The sequence below is a fragment of the Clostridium coskatii genome, assembly GCF_001675205.1.
In the GTDB taxonomy this organism is placed as follows: domain Bacteria; phylum Bacillota; class Clostridia; order Clostridiales; family Clostridiaceae; genus Clostridium_B; species Clostridium_B ljungdahlii.
The window spans coordinates 33,787-49,240 of the sequence record NZ_LROR01000041.1 but is presented as its reverse complement, the minus strand read 5'-3'; the positions used below and the strand labels follow the sequence as shown (position 1 = coordinate 49,240).

Annotated in this window: 15 protein-coding genes; 12 read left to right on the top strand and 3 right to left on the bottom strand. The window is 29.2% G+C overall.

The genetic code is table 11. The features are described from left to right. Nucleotides 1–78 precede the first annotated feature (78 nt). The 6 genes from tig to CLCOS_RS09030 all read left to right on the top strand — a co-directional run bounded on the left by tig (nucleotide 79) and on the right by CLCOS_RS09030 (nucleotide 7,223). Complete coding sequence (gene tig / locus CLCOS_RS09055) at nucleotides 79–1,371, top strand: trigger factor (protein WP_013240189.1); 1,293 nt, start codon at nucleotides 79–81, stop codon at nucleotides 1,369–1,371. Nucleotides 1,372–1,515: 144 nt separating this feature from the next. After that, nucleotides 1,516–2,100 (top strand): ATP-dependent Clp endopeptidase proteolytic subunit ClpP, encoded by a 585-nt coding sequence (gene clpP, locus CLCOS_RS09050; RefSeq protein ID WP_013240188.1) that lies wholly within the window; start codon nucleotides 1,516–1,518, stop codon nucleotides 2,098–2,100. Nucleotides 2,101–2,119: 19 nt separating this feature from the next. Then, the gene (gene clpX, locus CLCOS_RS09045; RefSeq protein WP_013240187.1) at nucleotides 2,120–3,409 is read left to right on the top strand and encodes an ATP-dependent Clp protease ATP-binding subunit ClpX; all 1,290 of its coding nucleotides are present in this window, start codon (nucleotides 2,120–2,122) and stop codon (nucleotides 3,407–3,409) included. A gap of 105 nt (nucleotides 3,410–3,514) precedes the next feature. Next, the gene (gene lon / locus CLCOS_RS09040) at nucleotides 3,515–5,839 is read left to right on the top strand and encodes an endopeptidase La (protein ID WP_013240186.1); all 2,325 of its coding nucleotides are present in this window, start codon (nucleotides 3,515–3,517) and stop codon (nucleotides 5,837–5,839) included. Between the two features lie 14 nt (nucleotides 5,840–5,853). Next, nucleotides 5,854–6,444 carry a ribosome biogenesis GTP-binding protein YihA/YsxC gene (gene yihA / locus CLCOS_RS09035; RefSeq protein ID WP_063601441.1) on the top strand — a complete coding sequence of 197 codons (591 nt, stop codon included), beginning with the start codon at nucleotides 5,854–5,856 and terminating at the stop codon, nucleotides 6,442–6,444. Between the two features lie 77 nt (nucleotides 6,445–6,521). Beyond that, complete coding sequence (locus tag CLCOS_RS09030) at nucleotides 6,522–7,223, top strand: CPBP family intramembrane glutamic endopeptidase (RefSeq protein ID WP_013240184.1); 702 nt, start codon at nucleotides 6,522–6,524, stop codon at nucleotides 7,221–7,223. A 90-nt stretch (nucleotides 7,224–7,313) separates the two neighbouring features. Here CLCOS_RS09030 and CLCOS_RS09025 read toward each other — a convergent pair whose 3' ends face one another. After that, entirely contained in the window at nucleotides 7,314–7,688 is a 375-nt protein-coding gene (locus CLCOS_RS09025) for a hypothetical protein (protein WP_013240183.1), read from the bottom strand. A 235-nt stretch (nucleotides 7,689–7,923) separates the two neighbouring features. Here CLCOS_RS09025 and CLCOS_RS09020 point away from each other — a divergent pair, with 235 nt between their 5' ends. After that, nucleotides 7,924–8,877, top strand: a complete 954-nt coding sequence (locus tag CLCOS_RS09020) for a helix-turn-helix transcriptional regulator (protein WP_013240182.1) — start codon at nucleotides 7,924–7,926, stop codon at nucleotides 8,875–8,877. Nucleotides 8,878–9,027: 150 nt separating this feature from the next. Here CLCOS_RS09020 and CLCOS_RS09015 read toward each other — a convergent pair whose 3' ends face one another. Beyond that, nucleotides 9,028–9,969 (bottom strand): FG-GAP repeat domain-containing protein, encoded by a 942-nt coding sequence (locus CLCOS_RS09015; protein WP_063601440.1) that lies wholly within the window; start codon nucleotides 9,967–9,969, stop codon nucleotides 9,028–9,030. 99 nt (nucleotides 9,970–10,068) lie between these two features. Here CLCOS_RS09015 and CLCOS_RS09010 point away from each other — a divergent pair, with 99 nt between their 5' ends. Next, entirely contained in the window at nucleotides 10,069–11,307 is a 1,239-nt protein-coding gene (locus CLCOS_RS09010) for an ABC transporter substrate-binding protein (RefSeq protein ID WP_148222388.1), read from the top strand. A 60-nt stretch (nucleotides 11,308–11,367) separates the two neighbouring features. Here CLCOS_RS09010 and CLCOS_RS09005 read toward each other — a convergent pair whose 3' ends face one another. Then, entirely contained in the window at nucleotides 11,368–11,790 is a 423-nt protein-coding gene (locus CLCOS_RS09005) for a Fur family transcriptional regulator (protein ID WP_063601439.1), read from the bottom strand. A 428-nt stretch (nucleotides 11,791–12,218) separates the two neighbouring features. On the opposite strand from CLCOS_RS09005, the gene cobC reads away from it, so the two are divergent. The 4 genes from cobC to CLCOS_RS08985 are packed head-to-tail and all read left to right on the top strand — an operon-like array spanning nucleotide 12,219 to nucleotide 15,284. After that, nucleotides 12,219–12,812 (top strand): alpha-ribazole phosphatase, encoded by a 594-nt coding sequence (gene cobC, locus CLCOS_RS09000; protein ID WP_013240178.1) that lies wholly within the window; start codon nucleotides 12,219–12,221, stop codon nucleotides 12,810–12,812. Between the two features lie 55 nt (nucleotides 12,813–12,867). Further along, a complete protein-coding gene (gene cobS / locus CLCOS_RS08995; RefSeq protein WP_013240177.1) occupies nucleotides 12,868–13,626 on the top strand; it encodes an adenosylcobinamide-GDP ribazoletransferase in 759 nt (252 codons plus the stop codon). Nucleotides 13,627–13,659: 33 nt separating this feature from the next. After that, the gene (gene cobU / locus CLCOS_RS08990; protein ID WP_013240176.1) at nucleotides 13,660–14,208 is read left to right on the top strand and encodes a bifunctional adenosylcobinamide kinase/adenosylcobinamide-phosphate guanylyltransferase; all 549 of its coding nucleotides are present in this window, start codon (nucleotides 13,660–13,662) and stop codon (nucleotides 14,206–14,208) included. Between the two features lie 29 nt (nucleotides 14,209–14,237). Further along, the gene (locus CLCOS_RS08985) at nucleotides 14,238–15,284 is read left to right on the top strand and encodes an FAD:protein FMN transferase (protein WP_063601464.1); all 1,047 of its coding nucleotides are present in this window, start codon (nucleotides 14,238–14,240) and stop codon (nucleotides 15,282–15,284) included. The last annotated feature ends 170 nt before the right edge of the window (nucleotides 15,285–15,454 follow it).

The window sequence follows — 15,454 nt, the reverse complement described above, 5'->3', positions numbered from 1 at the left end:
AGGAATGTTTATAAATATATGGTATAATAGCATAGTTGATATAAGCATGTATAGTAATTAGTAGGAGGAATTTTATAAATGAATGTTAAGAAGGAAAAGATAGAAGAAAATGTTGTAAAATTAGAAATAACTGTAGAAGCAGAAAAGTTTAATGAATCTATGAAAAAAGCATTTGCTAAAAATGCAAAGAAGTTCAATATACCTGGCTTTAGAAAAGGTAAAGCCCCTATGAATATAATAAAGAAATACTATGGTGAAGGCGTATTTTATGAAGATGCAATAAATTTCTGCTGTGATGATACATATCCACAAGCCATTAAGGAAAATGATATAAAGCCAGTAGATTATCCTGAAATTGATATAGTACAAATAGGAGAAGGAAAGGAATTCATATATACTGCAAAAGTAGTTGTACTTCCTGAAGTTAAACTTGGAGAGTATAAAGGCTTAGAAGTTAAGAAAAATACATATGAAGTAAAAGACGAAGAAGTAGAAGCAGAATTAAAGACAATGCAGCAAAAGAATGCTAGAATAGAAACCAAAGAAAGTGGAAGTATAGAAAAGGGAAATATAGCAGTAATAGATTTTAATGGATTTGTAGATGACAAAGAGTTTGAAGGTGGAGCAGGAAAAGATTATCAGTTAGAAATCGGATCCGGTACTTTCATAGATAATTTTGAAGATCAGCTAATTGGACTTAATGCTGGTGATTCAAAGGATGTTCATGTTACATTCCCTAAAGAATATGGAAGAGAAGAGCTAAATGGTAAAGAAGCTGTATTTAAAGTTACTGTTAAAGAAATAAAGATTAAGGAACTACCTGAATTAGATGATGAATTTGCTAAAGATATATCAGAATTTGATACTTTAGATAAAGTTAAAGAAGATATAAAGAATAAGAAAAAAGAAGCAAATGAACTTAGGACTAAAAGAGAATTTGAAGAAGCAGTTTTAGATAAAGTTTGCTCAAATGCAGAAATTAACATACCAGAAGTTATGATAAAAAAAGAAATAGATACTATGCTTAAAGATTTAGAATTGAGATTAAAATATCAGGGATTAGATCTTAAGACATATTATCAATATACAAATAATACTGAAGAAAAAGTAAGAGAATATATGAAAGAATCAGCAGAAAAAAGAGTAAGAACAGATTTAGTAATTGGTGAAATAGCAAAAGTAGAAAAGATAGAAGCAACTGATGATGAACTTATGGAAAGAGCAAAAGAAATGGCTGCACAATATGGTAATAAAGAAGCAGAAAAAACTGCAAAAATAATTTTTAATAATCAAAAATCATATTTAGAGACAGATGTGGTTAATGAAAAAGTTGTAAAAATGTTAGTAGATAGTAGTAAAGCAACAGCATAGATTATATTTAAATTAATTGCCAGGAGCTTTTCTGGCAATTAATTTAAAATAAAAAAGTTCAAAGGTTCATCCTTATAGATTGATATAAATTAATTTTAATATATATTAATTGCCTTAAATGGTTATATAAGAGGAGGAGAGTTTATGAGTTTAGTACCAGTAGTTGTAGAACAAACAAGTAGAGGGGAAAGGTCTTACGATATTTATTCTAGGCTTTTAAAAGATAGAATAGTAATGCTGAGTGAAGAGGTTAATGATGTTTCTGCTAGTCTGGTAGTAGCACAGCTGTTATTCCTAGAAGCTGAAGACCCTGACAAAGATATATATCTTTATATAAACAGTCCAGGTGGATCAATAACCTCAGGAATGGCAATTTATGATACAATGCAGTATATAAAGTCAGATGTGTCCACTATATGTATAGGCATGGGAGCTTCTATGGGAGCATTTTTGCTTACAGCTGGTGCAAAGGGAAAGAGATTTGCACTTCCAAACGCAGAGATAATGATACATCAACCACTTGGAGGATTCCAAGGTCAGGCAACTGATATTGGAATTCATGCAAAAAGAATATTAGACATAAAGAAAAAGTTAAATACTATAATAAGTGAAAGAACAGGGCAGCCCCTTGAAAAAGTTGAAAAAGACACTGAGAGAGATAACTTTATGACAGCAGAAGAAGCAAAAGAATACGGATTGATAGATGAAGTTATTACCAAAAAGAAATAACCTTTAGTGAGGTGTGGAAATGGCCAAAAATGATGATAAAAAACAACTTAAATGCTCATTCTGCGGTAAAACACAAGATCAAGTTAGAAGATTAATTGCAGGACCAGGCGTATATATATGTGATGAATGTATAGAATTATGTTCTGAAATAATAAGTGATGAATTTGAAGAAGATGTTCAAATAGATATGACTTCTATACCTAAACCTGTAGAAATAAAAAATTATCTTGATCAATATGTAATAGGTCAGGAAGATGCAAAAAAATCACTGTCTGTAGCAGTGTATAATCATTATAAGAGAATAAATTCGAATAATCAAAATGATGATGTAGAACTCCAAAAAAGTAATATATTATTACTTGGTCCTACAGGATCAGGAAAAACATTGTTAGCTCAAACTTTAGCAAAATTTTTAAATGTACCTTTTGCTATTGCAGATGCTACTACTTTAACGGAAGCTGGCTATGTAGGTGAAGATGTAGAAAATATATTGTTAAAGCTTATACAAAATGCAGACTACGATATAGAAAGAGCTGAACATGGAATAGTATATATAGATGAGATAGATAAAATAGCAAGAAAATCAGAAAACCCATCTATAACTAGAGATGTTTCAGGAGAAGGCGTACAGCAGGCGCTGTTAAAGATATTAGAAGGTACAGTAGCTTCAGTGCCACCTCAGGGTGGTAGAAAACATCCGCATCAAGAGTTTATTCAAATAAATACTACAAATATATTATTTATATGCGGTGGAGCTTTTGATGGCATAGACAATATAATAGAACGTAGAACTAGAGTAAGTACTTTAGGCTTTGGTGCAGAAATACAATCTAAAAAGGAAAAAGACATAGGAAAACTCTTAAAAGATATAATGCCTGGAGATCTTCTAAAGTTTGGACTTATACCAGAATTTGTAGGTAGAATTCCTATTATAGTAACTTTAGAGGCATTAGATAGGAGTGCTCTTGTAAGAATATTAAAAGAACCTAAAAATGCACTGATTAAACAGTATAAAAAACTCTTTGAATTTGATGATGTAGAACTTGAATTTAAAGAAGATGCACTGGAAGCTATATCAGATGAAGCATTAAAGAGAAATACAGGAGCTAGAGGCCTTAGAGCTATTATAGAGGAAACTATGAAGGATGTAATGTTTGATATACCTTCAAAAGAGGAAATAGCTAAAGTAATAATTGATAAGAATGCAGTGGATACAAAGAAGCCAGAACTTATAGAGGCAGAGGATGGAAAGAGGACACCTATCAAATTAAAAAAATCAAGAACACGAAAGGGCCCTGAAACTGCATAGGTTATTAAAAAGAGAGTACTGGTTTCGGTACTCTCTTTTAAGCAATAGTTAAGTATATAAAATGCTGATATATGAATTTAAACTATTTAAAGTGAGGAGAGAAAGATGGATAAAAACTTAAAAGTTCTTCCTCTAATTCCATTGAGGGGTATTACTGTATTTCCATACATGGTTTTACATTTTGATGTAGGTAGGAAAAAATCCATACTTGCACTAGAAGAAGCTATGCTTGTAGATCAAAAAATATTTTTAACCGCTCAAAAAGAAGCTAAAATTGAAGAACCAGAAGAAGAAGATATTTTTGAAACAGGTACTATTTGTAATATAAAACAAATATTGAAATTGCCGGGAGACACAGTTAGAGTACTTGTAGAAGGTGAAACAAGGGCAGTATTAAAAGAGTGTATAAGTAAAGATCCCTTTTTTAAAGTAGAAGTGGAGATTTTGGAAGACGGAGAAGAGTGTAGCGACAATAAAAATTGTGAAGCTCTAGCCCGTACTATTAAAGATAAATTCGATGAATACATAAAATTGTCTGGAAACATACCAGTAGAAACAATAATAACATTAGATGAATTAAATAATTGTGGAAGATTAGCTGATACTGTAAGTTCATATTTAATGCTAAAGCAAGAAAAAAGACAGGAAATCCTGGAATGTTATGACATAGAAGAAAGACTTAAAAAGCTTTTAAGTGTACTTGTAAATGAAATAGAAATTTTAAAGTTAGAAAGAAAAATAGGAGTAAAAGTAAAAAATAAGATAGATAAAGTTCAAAAAGAATATTATTTAAAGGAACAACTAAAGGCAATACAAGAAGAACTTGGGGAAGATGACGAAGATAAAAAAGAAATGAAAAGGTATAAAAACAAAATAAGTAAAGCAAAGCTTCCTAAAGATGTTAAAGATAAGGCACTGTATGAATTAGATAGATTAAAAAATACAGGAACCTATTCTGCAGAAGGGGGGGTAATAAGAACTTATTTGGATTGGATACTTGATTTACCTTGGAATGCCCAAACTAAAGATAATTTAGAGATAAAGTCTGTTAGAGAAATACTTGAAAAAGAGCATTATGGACTAAAAGATGTTAAAGATAGAATAATTGAATATCTTGCAGCTAAAAAAATGAGTAAATCACTTAAAGGTCCAATACTGTGCCTTGTAGGACCTCCTGGAGTTGGAAAAACTTCTATTGCAAAGTCTATAGCTCATGCTTTAAATAGAAATTTTGTAAGGATGTCCCTTGGAGGAGTAAGGGATGAAGCTGAGATAAGAGGACATAGGAAGACCTATGTAGGGGCTATTCCAGGAAGGATAATATATGGAATGAAACAAGCCAAATCTAAAAATCCACTATTTTTATTAGATGAAATAGATAAGATGAGTGGTGACTTTAGAGGAGATCCTGCAGATGCTCTTTTAGAAGTATTGGATAGTGAGCAAAACAGCACATTTAGAGATCATTACCTTGAGTTAGATTTTGATTTGTCAAATGTAATGTTTATAACTACAGCAAATACCCTTGAAACTGTCCCAAGACCACTTTTTGATAGAATGGAAGTAATAGAGGTATCTGGGTATACTAGTGAAGAAAAACTTCATATATGTAAAGAACATCTTATACCTAAAGAGTTAGAACAAAATGGGGTAGGGGATAATAAAATTATTTTTTCGGATTCAGCTATATACAAGTTAATAGACAGTTACACTAGAGAATCAGGAGTTAGGAGTCTTGAGAGGAGAGTTGCATCCATTATAAGAAAAGCAATAGCAGAGATTATGGAAAAGGGCAGGAAAAATATAAATGTTACTGTAACTAAAGTAAAATCTTACCTTGGACCTGAAATATTTACTTATGATAAGGTAGATAAGGAAGATAAAGTGGGAGTAGTTACGGGAATGGCATGGACAGGATACGGAGGGGATACTCTTCCTGTAGAAGTAAGCGTAATGCCTGGAAATGGTAAGCTGCAATTAACAGGCCAACTTGGTGATGTGATGAAGGAATCAGCTAAAACAGGATATAGTTATATAAGGGCTAATTCCCATAAATATGGAATAGAAAGTGGATTTTATAAAAACTATGATGTGCACATACATGTTCCAGAAGGTGCAGTACCAAAAGATGGACCTTCTGCAGGAGTCACTATGGTTACTGCAATGATATCTGCACTTAACAAAAATAAAGTAAAACACAATGTAGCTATGACTGGGGAGATAACATTAACGGGAAGGGTTCTTCCTATAGGCGGATTAAAAGAAAAGAGTCTTGCAGCGTATAGGGCAGGTATAGATACGGTTATAATACCTATGGAAAATGAAAAAGATCTTTTGAAAATTCCAAAGACAGTTAAAAGCAAATTGAAATATATACTTGCAGATAATATAGATACTGTACTTGAAAATGCAATCTTAAGAGATAATTAAGCGGGGTATTATTTATGGAAATAAAACAGTCAGAATTTATAATTTCAGCAGTAAGTCCTAGGCAATATCCTGTGGATAACAGAGTAGAAGTAGCTTTTGTAGGTAGATCTAATGTAGGAAAGTCTTCACTCATAAATACCTTAACAAATAGAAAAAAGCTAGTTAAGGTCAGTGCTACGCCTGGAAAGACCAGGCAAATAAATTTTTTCCTAATAAATAATGACTTTTATCTTGTAGATTTACCTGGATATGGTTATGCAAAAGTTTCCAAGAAACAAAAGGAAAGTTGGGGAAACATAATAGAAAAGTATTTAAATGCTAGACAGCAATTAAAAAAGATAGTGCTTATTTTAGATTGCAGGCATAAACCAACAGCTGATGACATAACTATGTATAAGTGGATTAAGCACTACAACTATGATATTGCTATTGTAGCTACTAAAATTGATAAAGTGTCTAAGAACCAACTGTCTAAGAATTTAAAAGTTATAAGAGATACTTTAAAAATGAGTGGGGAAGATGAGATTTTAACTTTTTCTGCATTAAATAAGCAAGGAAAAGAGAAAATTTTAGAAGTTTTGGAATCTACAATAAATTCCTATTAAAGGGTAAAATATTAGTGCAGGATTCATAGAATAAATTTAAGTTAAGGCAAGCAAATAATAGCAAGGAGAAATTAGCCATGTTTAAATTGGATATTATAAAGGATGTCCTTGTATTTTCAATTGTATATGTACCACCATTTTTAGTGTTTTCAAAGTTTTGGAGAGATAAAAAGAAGAGTAATTTACTATTAGTGTTAATTGGAATAGCTTATATGATTACTTGCATATTTACGGAAAATTTTATACCTTTTATATTTGTGCTTTTAAATATAAGATATTTAAGACATAGGGATGGACCATATGAATTTGATATAAGAAGATTTAAATTTTTTAAAGCTTTAGCAGCAGTGGTGGTATTTTATTTGATAACAATAGGTATATCTATAACTGAAACTATTATACTTTCTAATTTTAGAGTTGAATTAAAACAGCAGGATATAGTTACACATATGGCTAATATGTCTTTAAATAAATTTTTGATAATGATACCTGTAGTCATAATATTTGCACCTATACTTGAGGAATTTGTATTTAGATGGCTTTTATTTAAAAAAATATTTACTAAGAGAATGGGAGTATATCTGGCTGCAATTTTGAGTAGCTTAATATTTGCAGTAATTCATTTTAGTTTAAATGCATTCCCTATAATATTATGGATTGGTATTTATAATTGCTATTTAATAAATAAAAAGGGATACTGGTATGCAGTCTTCAATCATTGTGCATTTAATTCAGTAACAGTGGCAGCACTTTTACTGCAAAAACTTAATATGATGTAATAATATAAAAAGGGAGTGTTCAAAACAATTTAAAAAATTGCTATTGTAACACTCCCTTTTGAAGGAGATAATTAAAAAAATGTAATTTAATTATTTATTATTATTATTGGAATTCATAAAACTATTTAATATTTTAGCTGCGTCTGGAGAATTTTGAAGTTGTCTTAATGCATCTAATATCTCACCTTTTCCACTGCTATTGTCTTCCGTTTGAGACAATTTTCTTTCCAATTCTGCAAGCTGAGAGTTTATATTGGACTGATTAAACTCAGGCACATTATTTTTCTTGGAAATATCCCCTAAATTTAGATTGCTCAACATTGCACCCAATTGGTCATTGGAAGAGTTTCTGGAGTTACCACCTAGGGCAGATATTATTGAGACAAGTTGAGTTATATCTATATTATTTAGAAGATCACCTAAATTGAAACCAGTATTGTAATTTTTGCGATGGTGTTTTGACATCATATTCACCCCTCATTTTTAAGTAAACAGATTTGTATTTATTTAAATTAAACATAATTAATTTATAATATATATTATTCATAGGTAAAAAATTTGATACTAAAATTAAAGATTATACCTAAAATTCTAAATTAAACTAGAACAGGTTTAATTTAGAATAAAGTTTTACTAAAAAGTTTATAAAAAGTAACGATATAAATTATTATAAACACTAAATATATTGGGGGTAAGGACTATGTCTAAAATTTCTAATTTATTAGAAATTATAATAATGCTGCAATATAAAGGTTTAACTACTGCATCAGAATTATCTGAAATTTTGGAAGTGGATAAAAAAACTATATATAGATATATAAGAAATTTAAATGAAGCAAGTGTACCTATATATACAAAAAAAGGAAGAAATGGTGGATTTTATATAGACCAAAATTTTTATATAAAACCTTCCAACTTAAGTGAAAATGAACTGGAAGCTCTTCTTATGGCGGAGGAAATACTTACATCAAAAAATGGTTTTGTGTATGAAAAGGATTTAAAAAATGCGATTTTTAAAGTAAAAAGCGTAAATGTAAATAAAAATGAGGATTTAAGTAAAATAAATGACAATAAGAATTTTTCAATAAATTATGTAGGAAATATGGAAAATCTAGAAGATAAGATATCTAAGATAAATTATTCTATGAGCAGGGGAAGAAGTTTAAGCATAAATTATTTTTCAGTAAATAAAAATAATTTAACTATGAGAAAAATAGATCCCTACGATTTGATATTTAAAGAAGGAGATTGGTATATAATAGGCTATTGTCATATGAAAGGTGATATACGCAGCTTTAAGCTAAATAGAGTAAAAAATTTGAAAATTAGTAAAGATATATATATGAGACCTCATACATTTTCACTAAAAGAATATTTGGACAAGAACTGGGGTATATTTATGGGTGATAAAATAAAGGTAGTAATAAAGTTTAGTGAGAAGGAAGCTGCTTTTATAAAAGATACTACATGGCATATACATCAGCATATAGACCAGCTTGAAGGTGGAAAGATACTTTTTACTATATACTTAAATGAATTGGAAGACATTAAAAAATGGGTACTGAGCTTTGGAAAAGATGCGGAAATAATTGAACCTATAGAGCTTAGAAAAGATATAAAGAGAGAATTAGAGGAATTGTATAAAATATATTAAAAATTTTAATTTTTATGAATAATTTGTTTGGAATGGGACATTATAATAAATGTAATTAGGAGATTTAAATCTCCTAGCATCAAGTAATAAAAATGTTATTTGATGTAATAACCCCCCATCCCCCTTGGGACCGCGAGAACGGTCCCTTTTTTATTTAGCTTTATACATAGATGCAATTTTAAAATGATATTTTTTTTCACTACTTTTATCTGGTATGAGAACTAAGTTTAGAGTATAATTTTTTACTATGTTGGTATCTGTGTTAGAAATGGCTTTAAAGTTTAATGTCCAGGATAACTCAGAAGTATTTCCATTTGTATCACATTTAGTTTCCATGAACAGTGCATCCTGAAATACATAGGAGTTGTTTTCACCGGACATGTTACCTATTAGAGACATATTTTCACTGGATATGCTAGAATAAAATATATCTTTAGGTTTGTAGGATTCACTTTGAGGAAGTCCTTGAATTAATTTAATAAATGCACATATAGTATCCTTTCCCATAAAAGTACTGTCACTCTCATAATTGTAATTTTTAAATTTATAGTTTAAAAAAATGTAATTTGAAAGTGTCATGCTGTCTCCTTGGAGTTTACCAGATATTACTTTTGGTGTCTTGTTGTTTTTACAGTCTATAAATCCCAATATGTTGTTATAATTTGAAAATATATTATCAAATTTGTTATTATTGAATGTAAAAACACGTTGAACTGGTTTATTTGCAATGGAACCTTGTACAAATATTTCAGGAATCTTATTTCTGGATACATCCATAAGAATTACTCTAATGGGCCAATAAGGAGAATAACTTTCGATTGTAGGGGAATTTCTATCTGTTTGAAAATTAAAGGACTTATCTCCAATCATTACTTTCATTGAATACTTATTTTCATTACGCACAATAGATAATATATCATCTTTTCCATCACCATTAAAATCTGCTTTTATTTTTTTATTATTTGAAATAGTGTTAAATGAAGGAGAAGAGCTTCTGGATACTATAAAAATTATGACTGCTGATATAAATATCAATAGTAATATAAAAAAGTAGATATATTTTTTCTTTAGAAATATTATCCTAAATTTCATAAATTTCACCTCCACTTAATTATATGAATGTATTATATATTTAATTATTATGTACAAAATAAATTTATAGAAAAGGGGCTTAAATTATATTTAAAGGAGATGATAGAATTTATGCTCAAAAATAAGACAATTACATTTTTATTAATGATAATATTGTTATTTAATTTATCTGCATGTGGGAAAAATACAGAAACACTCAAAAAAAATAGACAGATAAATGTATATGTAGGTGTAAAGGATAAAGAATCTTTAAATATAATAAAATTTTTAACAGATGAATATAAAAAGAAAAATCCTAAAGTAAAGGTAAACATAAATAATGCGATAGGAGAAAAAGTGGATGAAAATGTAAGTGAATCTAGTGATATAGATATCGTAATTGCTTCAAGAAATGACATGCTAAAGTTAGTTAGAAAAGGACTTTTAGCGGATATGGGAAATACGTATGAACAAAATAAATTAACTGATAAATATTATACTTCAGTAAAATCTTATGGTAGGTTTAATGATAGATATTATGGAATTGCTGTAATGCCTTATACTATAGAGATACTCTGCAATAAAAGTGCCTTCGATAAGTTAGGCCTAAAAATACCAAATAATATAGATGAATTTAATGCTTCTTTGAAGACAATGAACTCTACATCAATGAGAGTACCTGTAGTTCTTAATGAAGGAATGGATATTAATAATACTTTATTTTCTATTATATCAAGCAATACAATTACTATGAAGAAACTTGAAAATATATATGATAGCGGACCTTCTGCATACAAAAAGTTAACTGAGGTTCAAAAAAGTTTCGATTTGTTAAATGATCTTGTAAAAAATGGATCTATAAACAAGGATACTTTTGAAATAGGAAATGAATCAAGTTTAAAAAAGTTTGACAAAGGAGACATTCCAGTAATAATAGCATCTTCATATTATGTGAATAATTTAAAAAGCAAAAATATAAAATGCTTTGAGTACTATAGCCCAAATTCTAAAAGTCAGTTAAAAGTCCCAATTATGGCAGATGCTATAATGAGTGTTCTTATAAGTAGTAAGAACACAGAAGAGACAAACGAATTTATAAAGTTTGCATTTGGAAAAGATGCTCAAAAGAAGTTAAGTGACAAAGGTTTTGTAACAGGATTTAAAAGCTCAGACATTTCAAAAGATGGTATAAAAAAGTGTGTAATAACTCATTTAGAAAACAGCACGGAAGACAATATAGCATTTATATATAATGTACCAGAAAGCTTTAAAAATAATATATCAAGCAAGGTTGACAGTATACTTTCTGGAAAATACACTAAAAATGAATGGAATGAAGTAGTAGATGAGTCCTCTTAAAAATAGGCAGTTATCTTAATTATAAAAGATAACTGCCTTAGATTTTGCTACCCACAAGCATTATTCTTTAGAATTTTTTTGGCAGTCTTTACATATGCCGTAAAAATAAACATGATTACTTAATACTTCGTAGTCAACACAATCTTTAATTTTATCATTTAAATTAGAAAAACAAATTCCTTCTACGTCATCTACTTTCTCACAAACTATACACTGTATATGAGAATGAGGATGAACATTTCCATCATATCTAAAGTTGCCTTCTCCTATATTGATTTCCTGTACTAAATTTACATCAACTAAAGTTTTTAGAGCCTTATAAACAGTTGCTAGGCTCATAGTAGGATATTCTAGCTGAAGGGCTTTATATATGGTTTCAGCCGAAGGATGCTTCTTGGTAGATTGTAAATATTTATATACAGCAATACGCTGTGGGGTAAGTTTTAGCTTTTTTTCTCTAAAAATAGAAGTTAAATTATCCATATGCACCATCCTTATTTTATAATCAATTCTACTATATAATAAAAATTATTAGTTGTCAAAATTAAATTTGTGGTAATTATTATAATAAATGTTATATACTTATATTGATTAAGATAACATATATATAGTTGTTAATAAATATACAATACATAACTGAAACAAAATCATCATAAATTAATAAAAGGTTATAAAATATATATTTATTATCATAAAAAGCTTGATTATTAAGAAAATTGTGGTATTATTAACTTGTAAAAGTTAATAAGTTAACATACTTTATACCTATTTCTCATTTAAAATAAGAGCGGAAATTTTCACTCTTATTTTTTTACATTTATCCTTAGAATTTGTATATTTTATTCAAATATTATATAATAACTAAGGTAAGTTAGCACGCAATGCTGGCTTTATGCAGGAGGGTAAAACTCATGAATATTTATTTTGTAAGACATGGACAAACAAATGAAAATAATAATAAATATTATTATGGAAGACTTGACGTATCTTTAAATGAAAAGGGTTTAAGTCAAGCAGAACAGACAAAAAAGCTTTTAAGTAATATAGAATTTGATGATATTTATGTAAGTGACAGAAAACGGGCATCTCAGACAGCTAAGATAATTTTAGGAAGTAATTCTAAGGAGATTATTACAGATGAAAGATTAAATGAGATGAATCTTGGAAAGTTTGAAGGTAAAAATTACAAAGAAATAATGAAACTTTACCCTGAAGAATGGAAAAAGTGGAGTGACGATTGGAAAAGTGTGTCACCACCTGAAGGAGAAAGTTATGTTGAATTTTATTCTAGAGTAAAAAGCTTTATGGATGATATTTTAAAGTTAAACAAAGACAACGTTTTAGTAGTTACTCACAGCGGTGTTATAAGATCAGTTTATTGTTATGTTTTAAATGGTATACTTGATTTTTTCTGGAAATTTTCTTCAAAGAATGGAGATATTACTCTAGTTAAGTATGAATATAGTAATTTATTTATAGATAGTATCACCCATGTTAATACATAATATTGATTACAATTTTATTCAAATATACTATAGATTATACTAGGGGGTAATTACTTTGAAGAATTTAATAAATGATTTCTTTTTAATGGTTCAATTTATGACTAGAATTCCAATTAATAAAAGCTTCTCTTGTGAACAAGAAAATTTTAGGAGAGGCACTGTCTTTATGCCAGTTATAGGACTATTGGTAGGGGGAATTCAATGGATAGTGTACAAACTATGTATAATGGTGCTTCCTGTAAATGTAAGTGTAGCTATAATACTTTTACTCGGTATCATAATTACAGGTGCACTGCATTTAGATGGACTAGGAGATATGAGTGATGGTTTTTTTGCCTTTAAAGGTAATGACAAAATTATAGAGATAATGAAAGATAGCAGAATAGGAACTTATGCGTGTGCTACTATAGTTATGGATATAATATTAAAATACAGTCTTCTTTGTTCTATAGTGCCTAGGTTTTCTTTTATAATAATAGCTGCACCTGTTATAGGTAGATTTTCAATAGTATTTATAGCTTTTATAGGTAGAACGGCTAAGAAAACAGGAACAGGAAACTTCTTTATAGGAAATATAGGAAAGTTACAGATGTTTCTAGCACTTGTTGTAACTATTGCTATTTTACTTTGCGGTATGAATCCAAAATATGCTGCTATAATGATACCTGCTGCTTTGATTATGGCACTTTTAATAAATGTATTTTGTAACAAAAAAATTGGAGGCCTTACAGGAGACTTATTTGGGGCAGATAATGAGATGGTAGAAATACTTACTATGATAATAGCTGCTGTTATACTTACTAAGCTATTATAAACAGAGTTATTGGCATGATATGGAGGATAAGATATGGGAAAGATAACTTTAATAACAGGAGGCAGTAGAAGTGGAAAAAGTACATTTGCAGAGAAAATTCTTGAAAATGAAGATGACGTACTTTATATAGCAACTGCTGTAGTTACCGACAGTGAAATGGAAAAGAGAATTGAGAAGCATAAACTGAGAAGAAATCAGAAATGGGAAACTTATGAAGGTTTTACTAAGTTAGACAAGGCTATAGAAAAATCCAGCAGTAAATACATAATGTTAGAATGTATAGGAACTATGGTAACTAATATAATTTTTCAAAAAAACTATGACTTTGACAATATTACATCTGATGACATAGAAAAATTAGAAAAGGATATAATTAAGGAAGTAGATAATATAATATCTTCTGTAAAACATAGTGACAAGCATATTTTAATTGTTACTAATGAAGTAGGATATAGTGTAGTGTCTGAGTATAAGCTAAGCAGAGTATTTGTAGATATTTTAGGAAGGGTTAATCAGTTTATAGCTCGCTTTAGTGATGAAGTATATATGGTAGCTTGTGGTTTGCCTATAAAGCTAAAGTAAATTATTTTTTATTAGAAAGGTTAAATGATATGAAACATAATAGAAAACTAAATATATTTTTAATTATCATAATTATAGTTTCTATAATTCCTTTAACTTCTTGTATAAAAGACAATGTGCAGCCTATTTCAAAAACTGAATATATTCTTGGTACTATATGTACTATAACGGTATATGACAATAAGCCTGAATCAGTTATAGATAAAGCGTTTGCCAGAATTAAAGAAATTGAAAATAAGATGAGTGTAAATAAACCTGGCACAGAATTGGATGCAGTGGCAGATGCTGCAGGTAAGAATTTTGTCAAAGTATCCAAGGATACATTTTATGTTTTAAAAAAGGGAAAATACTATTCAGAACAGTCATCAGGGGCTTTTGACATAACAGTTGGGCCTTTAGTTAAACTATGGGGAATAGGAACAGATAACGCTAGACTTCCTTCTCAAAGCGAAATAGATGAAAAGAAATCACTTATCAATTATAAAGATCTATTATTAGATGAAAAGGATAGTAAGGTAATGCTAAAAAGACAGGGTATGTCTTTGGACTTAGGTGGAATTGCAAAGGGATATTCTGCAGATGAGGCTGCAAGAATACTAAAGGAAAATGGGGTTAAACACGCCATTGTAAACTTGGGAGGAAATATTTTAGCTATAAATACTAATACTAACGGAAAACCATGGAACATAGGAGTACAAGATCCTTTTAAAACAAGAGGAGATCCTGCTGGGGGCTTAAATGTTACAAATAAAACTGTAGTAACTTCAGGCATATATGAAAGATATTTCGAAAAGAATGGGAAAAAATATCACCATATATTAAATCCCTTTACAGGATATCCTATGGATAATAATTTAGCTAGCGTTACCTTAGTCACAGATGTTTCTATAGATGCTGATGCCATGACTAAAAATATATTTTATCTAGGAGTGGATAAGGGAATGGACTATGTAAACAAAAAAAATGGATTACAGGCTATATTTATTACAAAAGATAAAAAAGTTTATATCACAGATGGATTAAAAGGTAATTTTCAAATTACTAATTCGAGTTTTAAGCTTATGGATAAAAAGTAACTTTATACATGAATGGCATGAAAAGGGTAGAAGTAGAATATATAATTGCTGCACATTATAATATGCAACTATTTGCAAGATGACAAATAATAAATAGCAGGGAATTATATATAAAACTTGATATATGACAAGTTTAGTAGTATTATGATGGTGACAATATCTATTAGGTA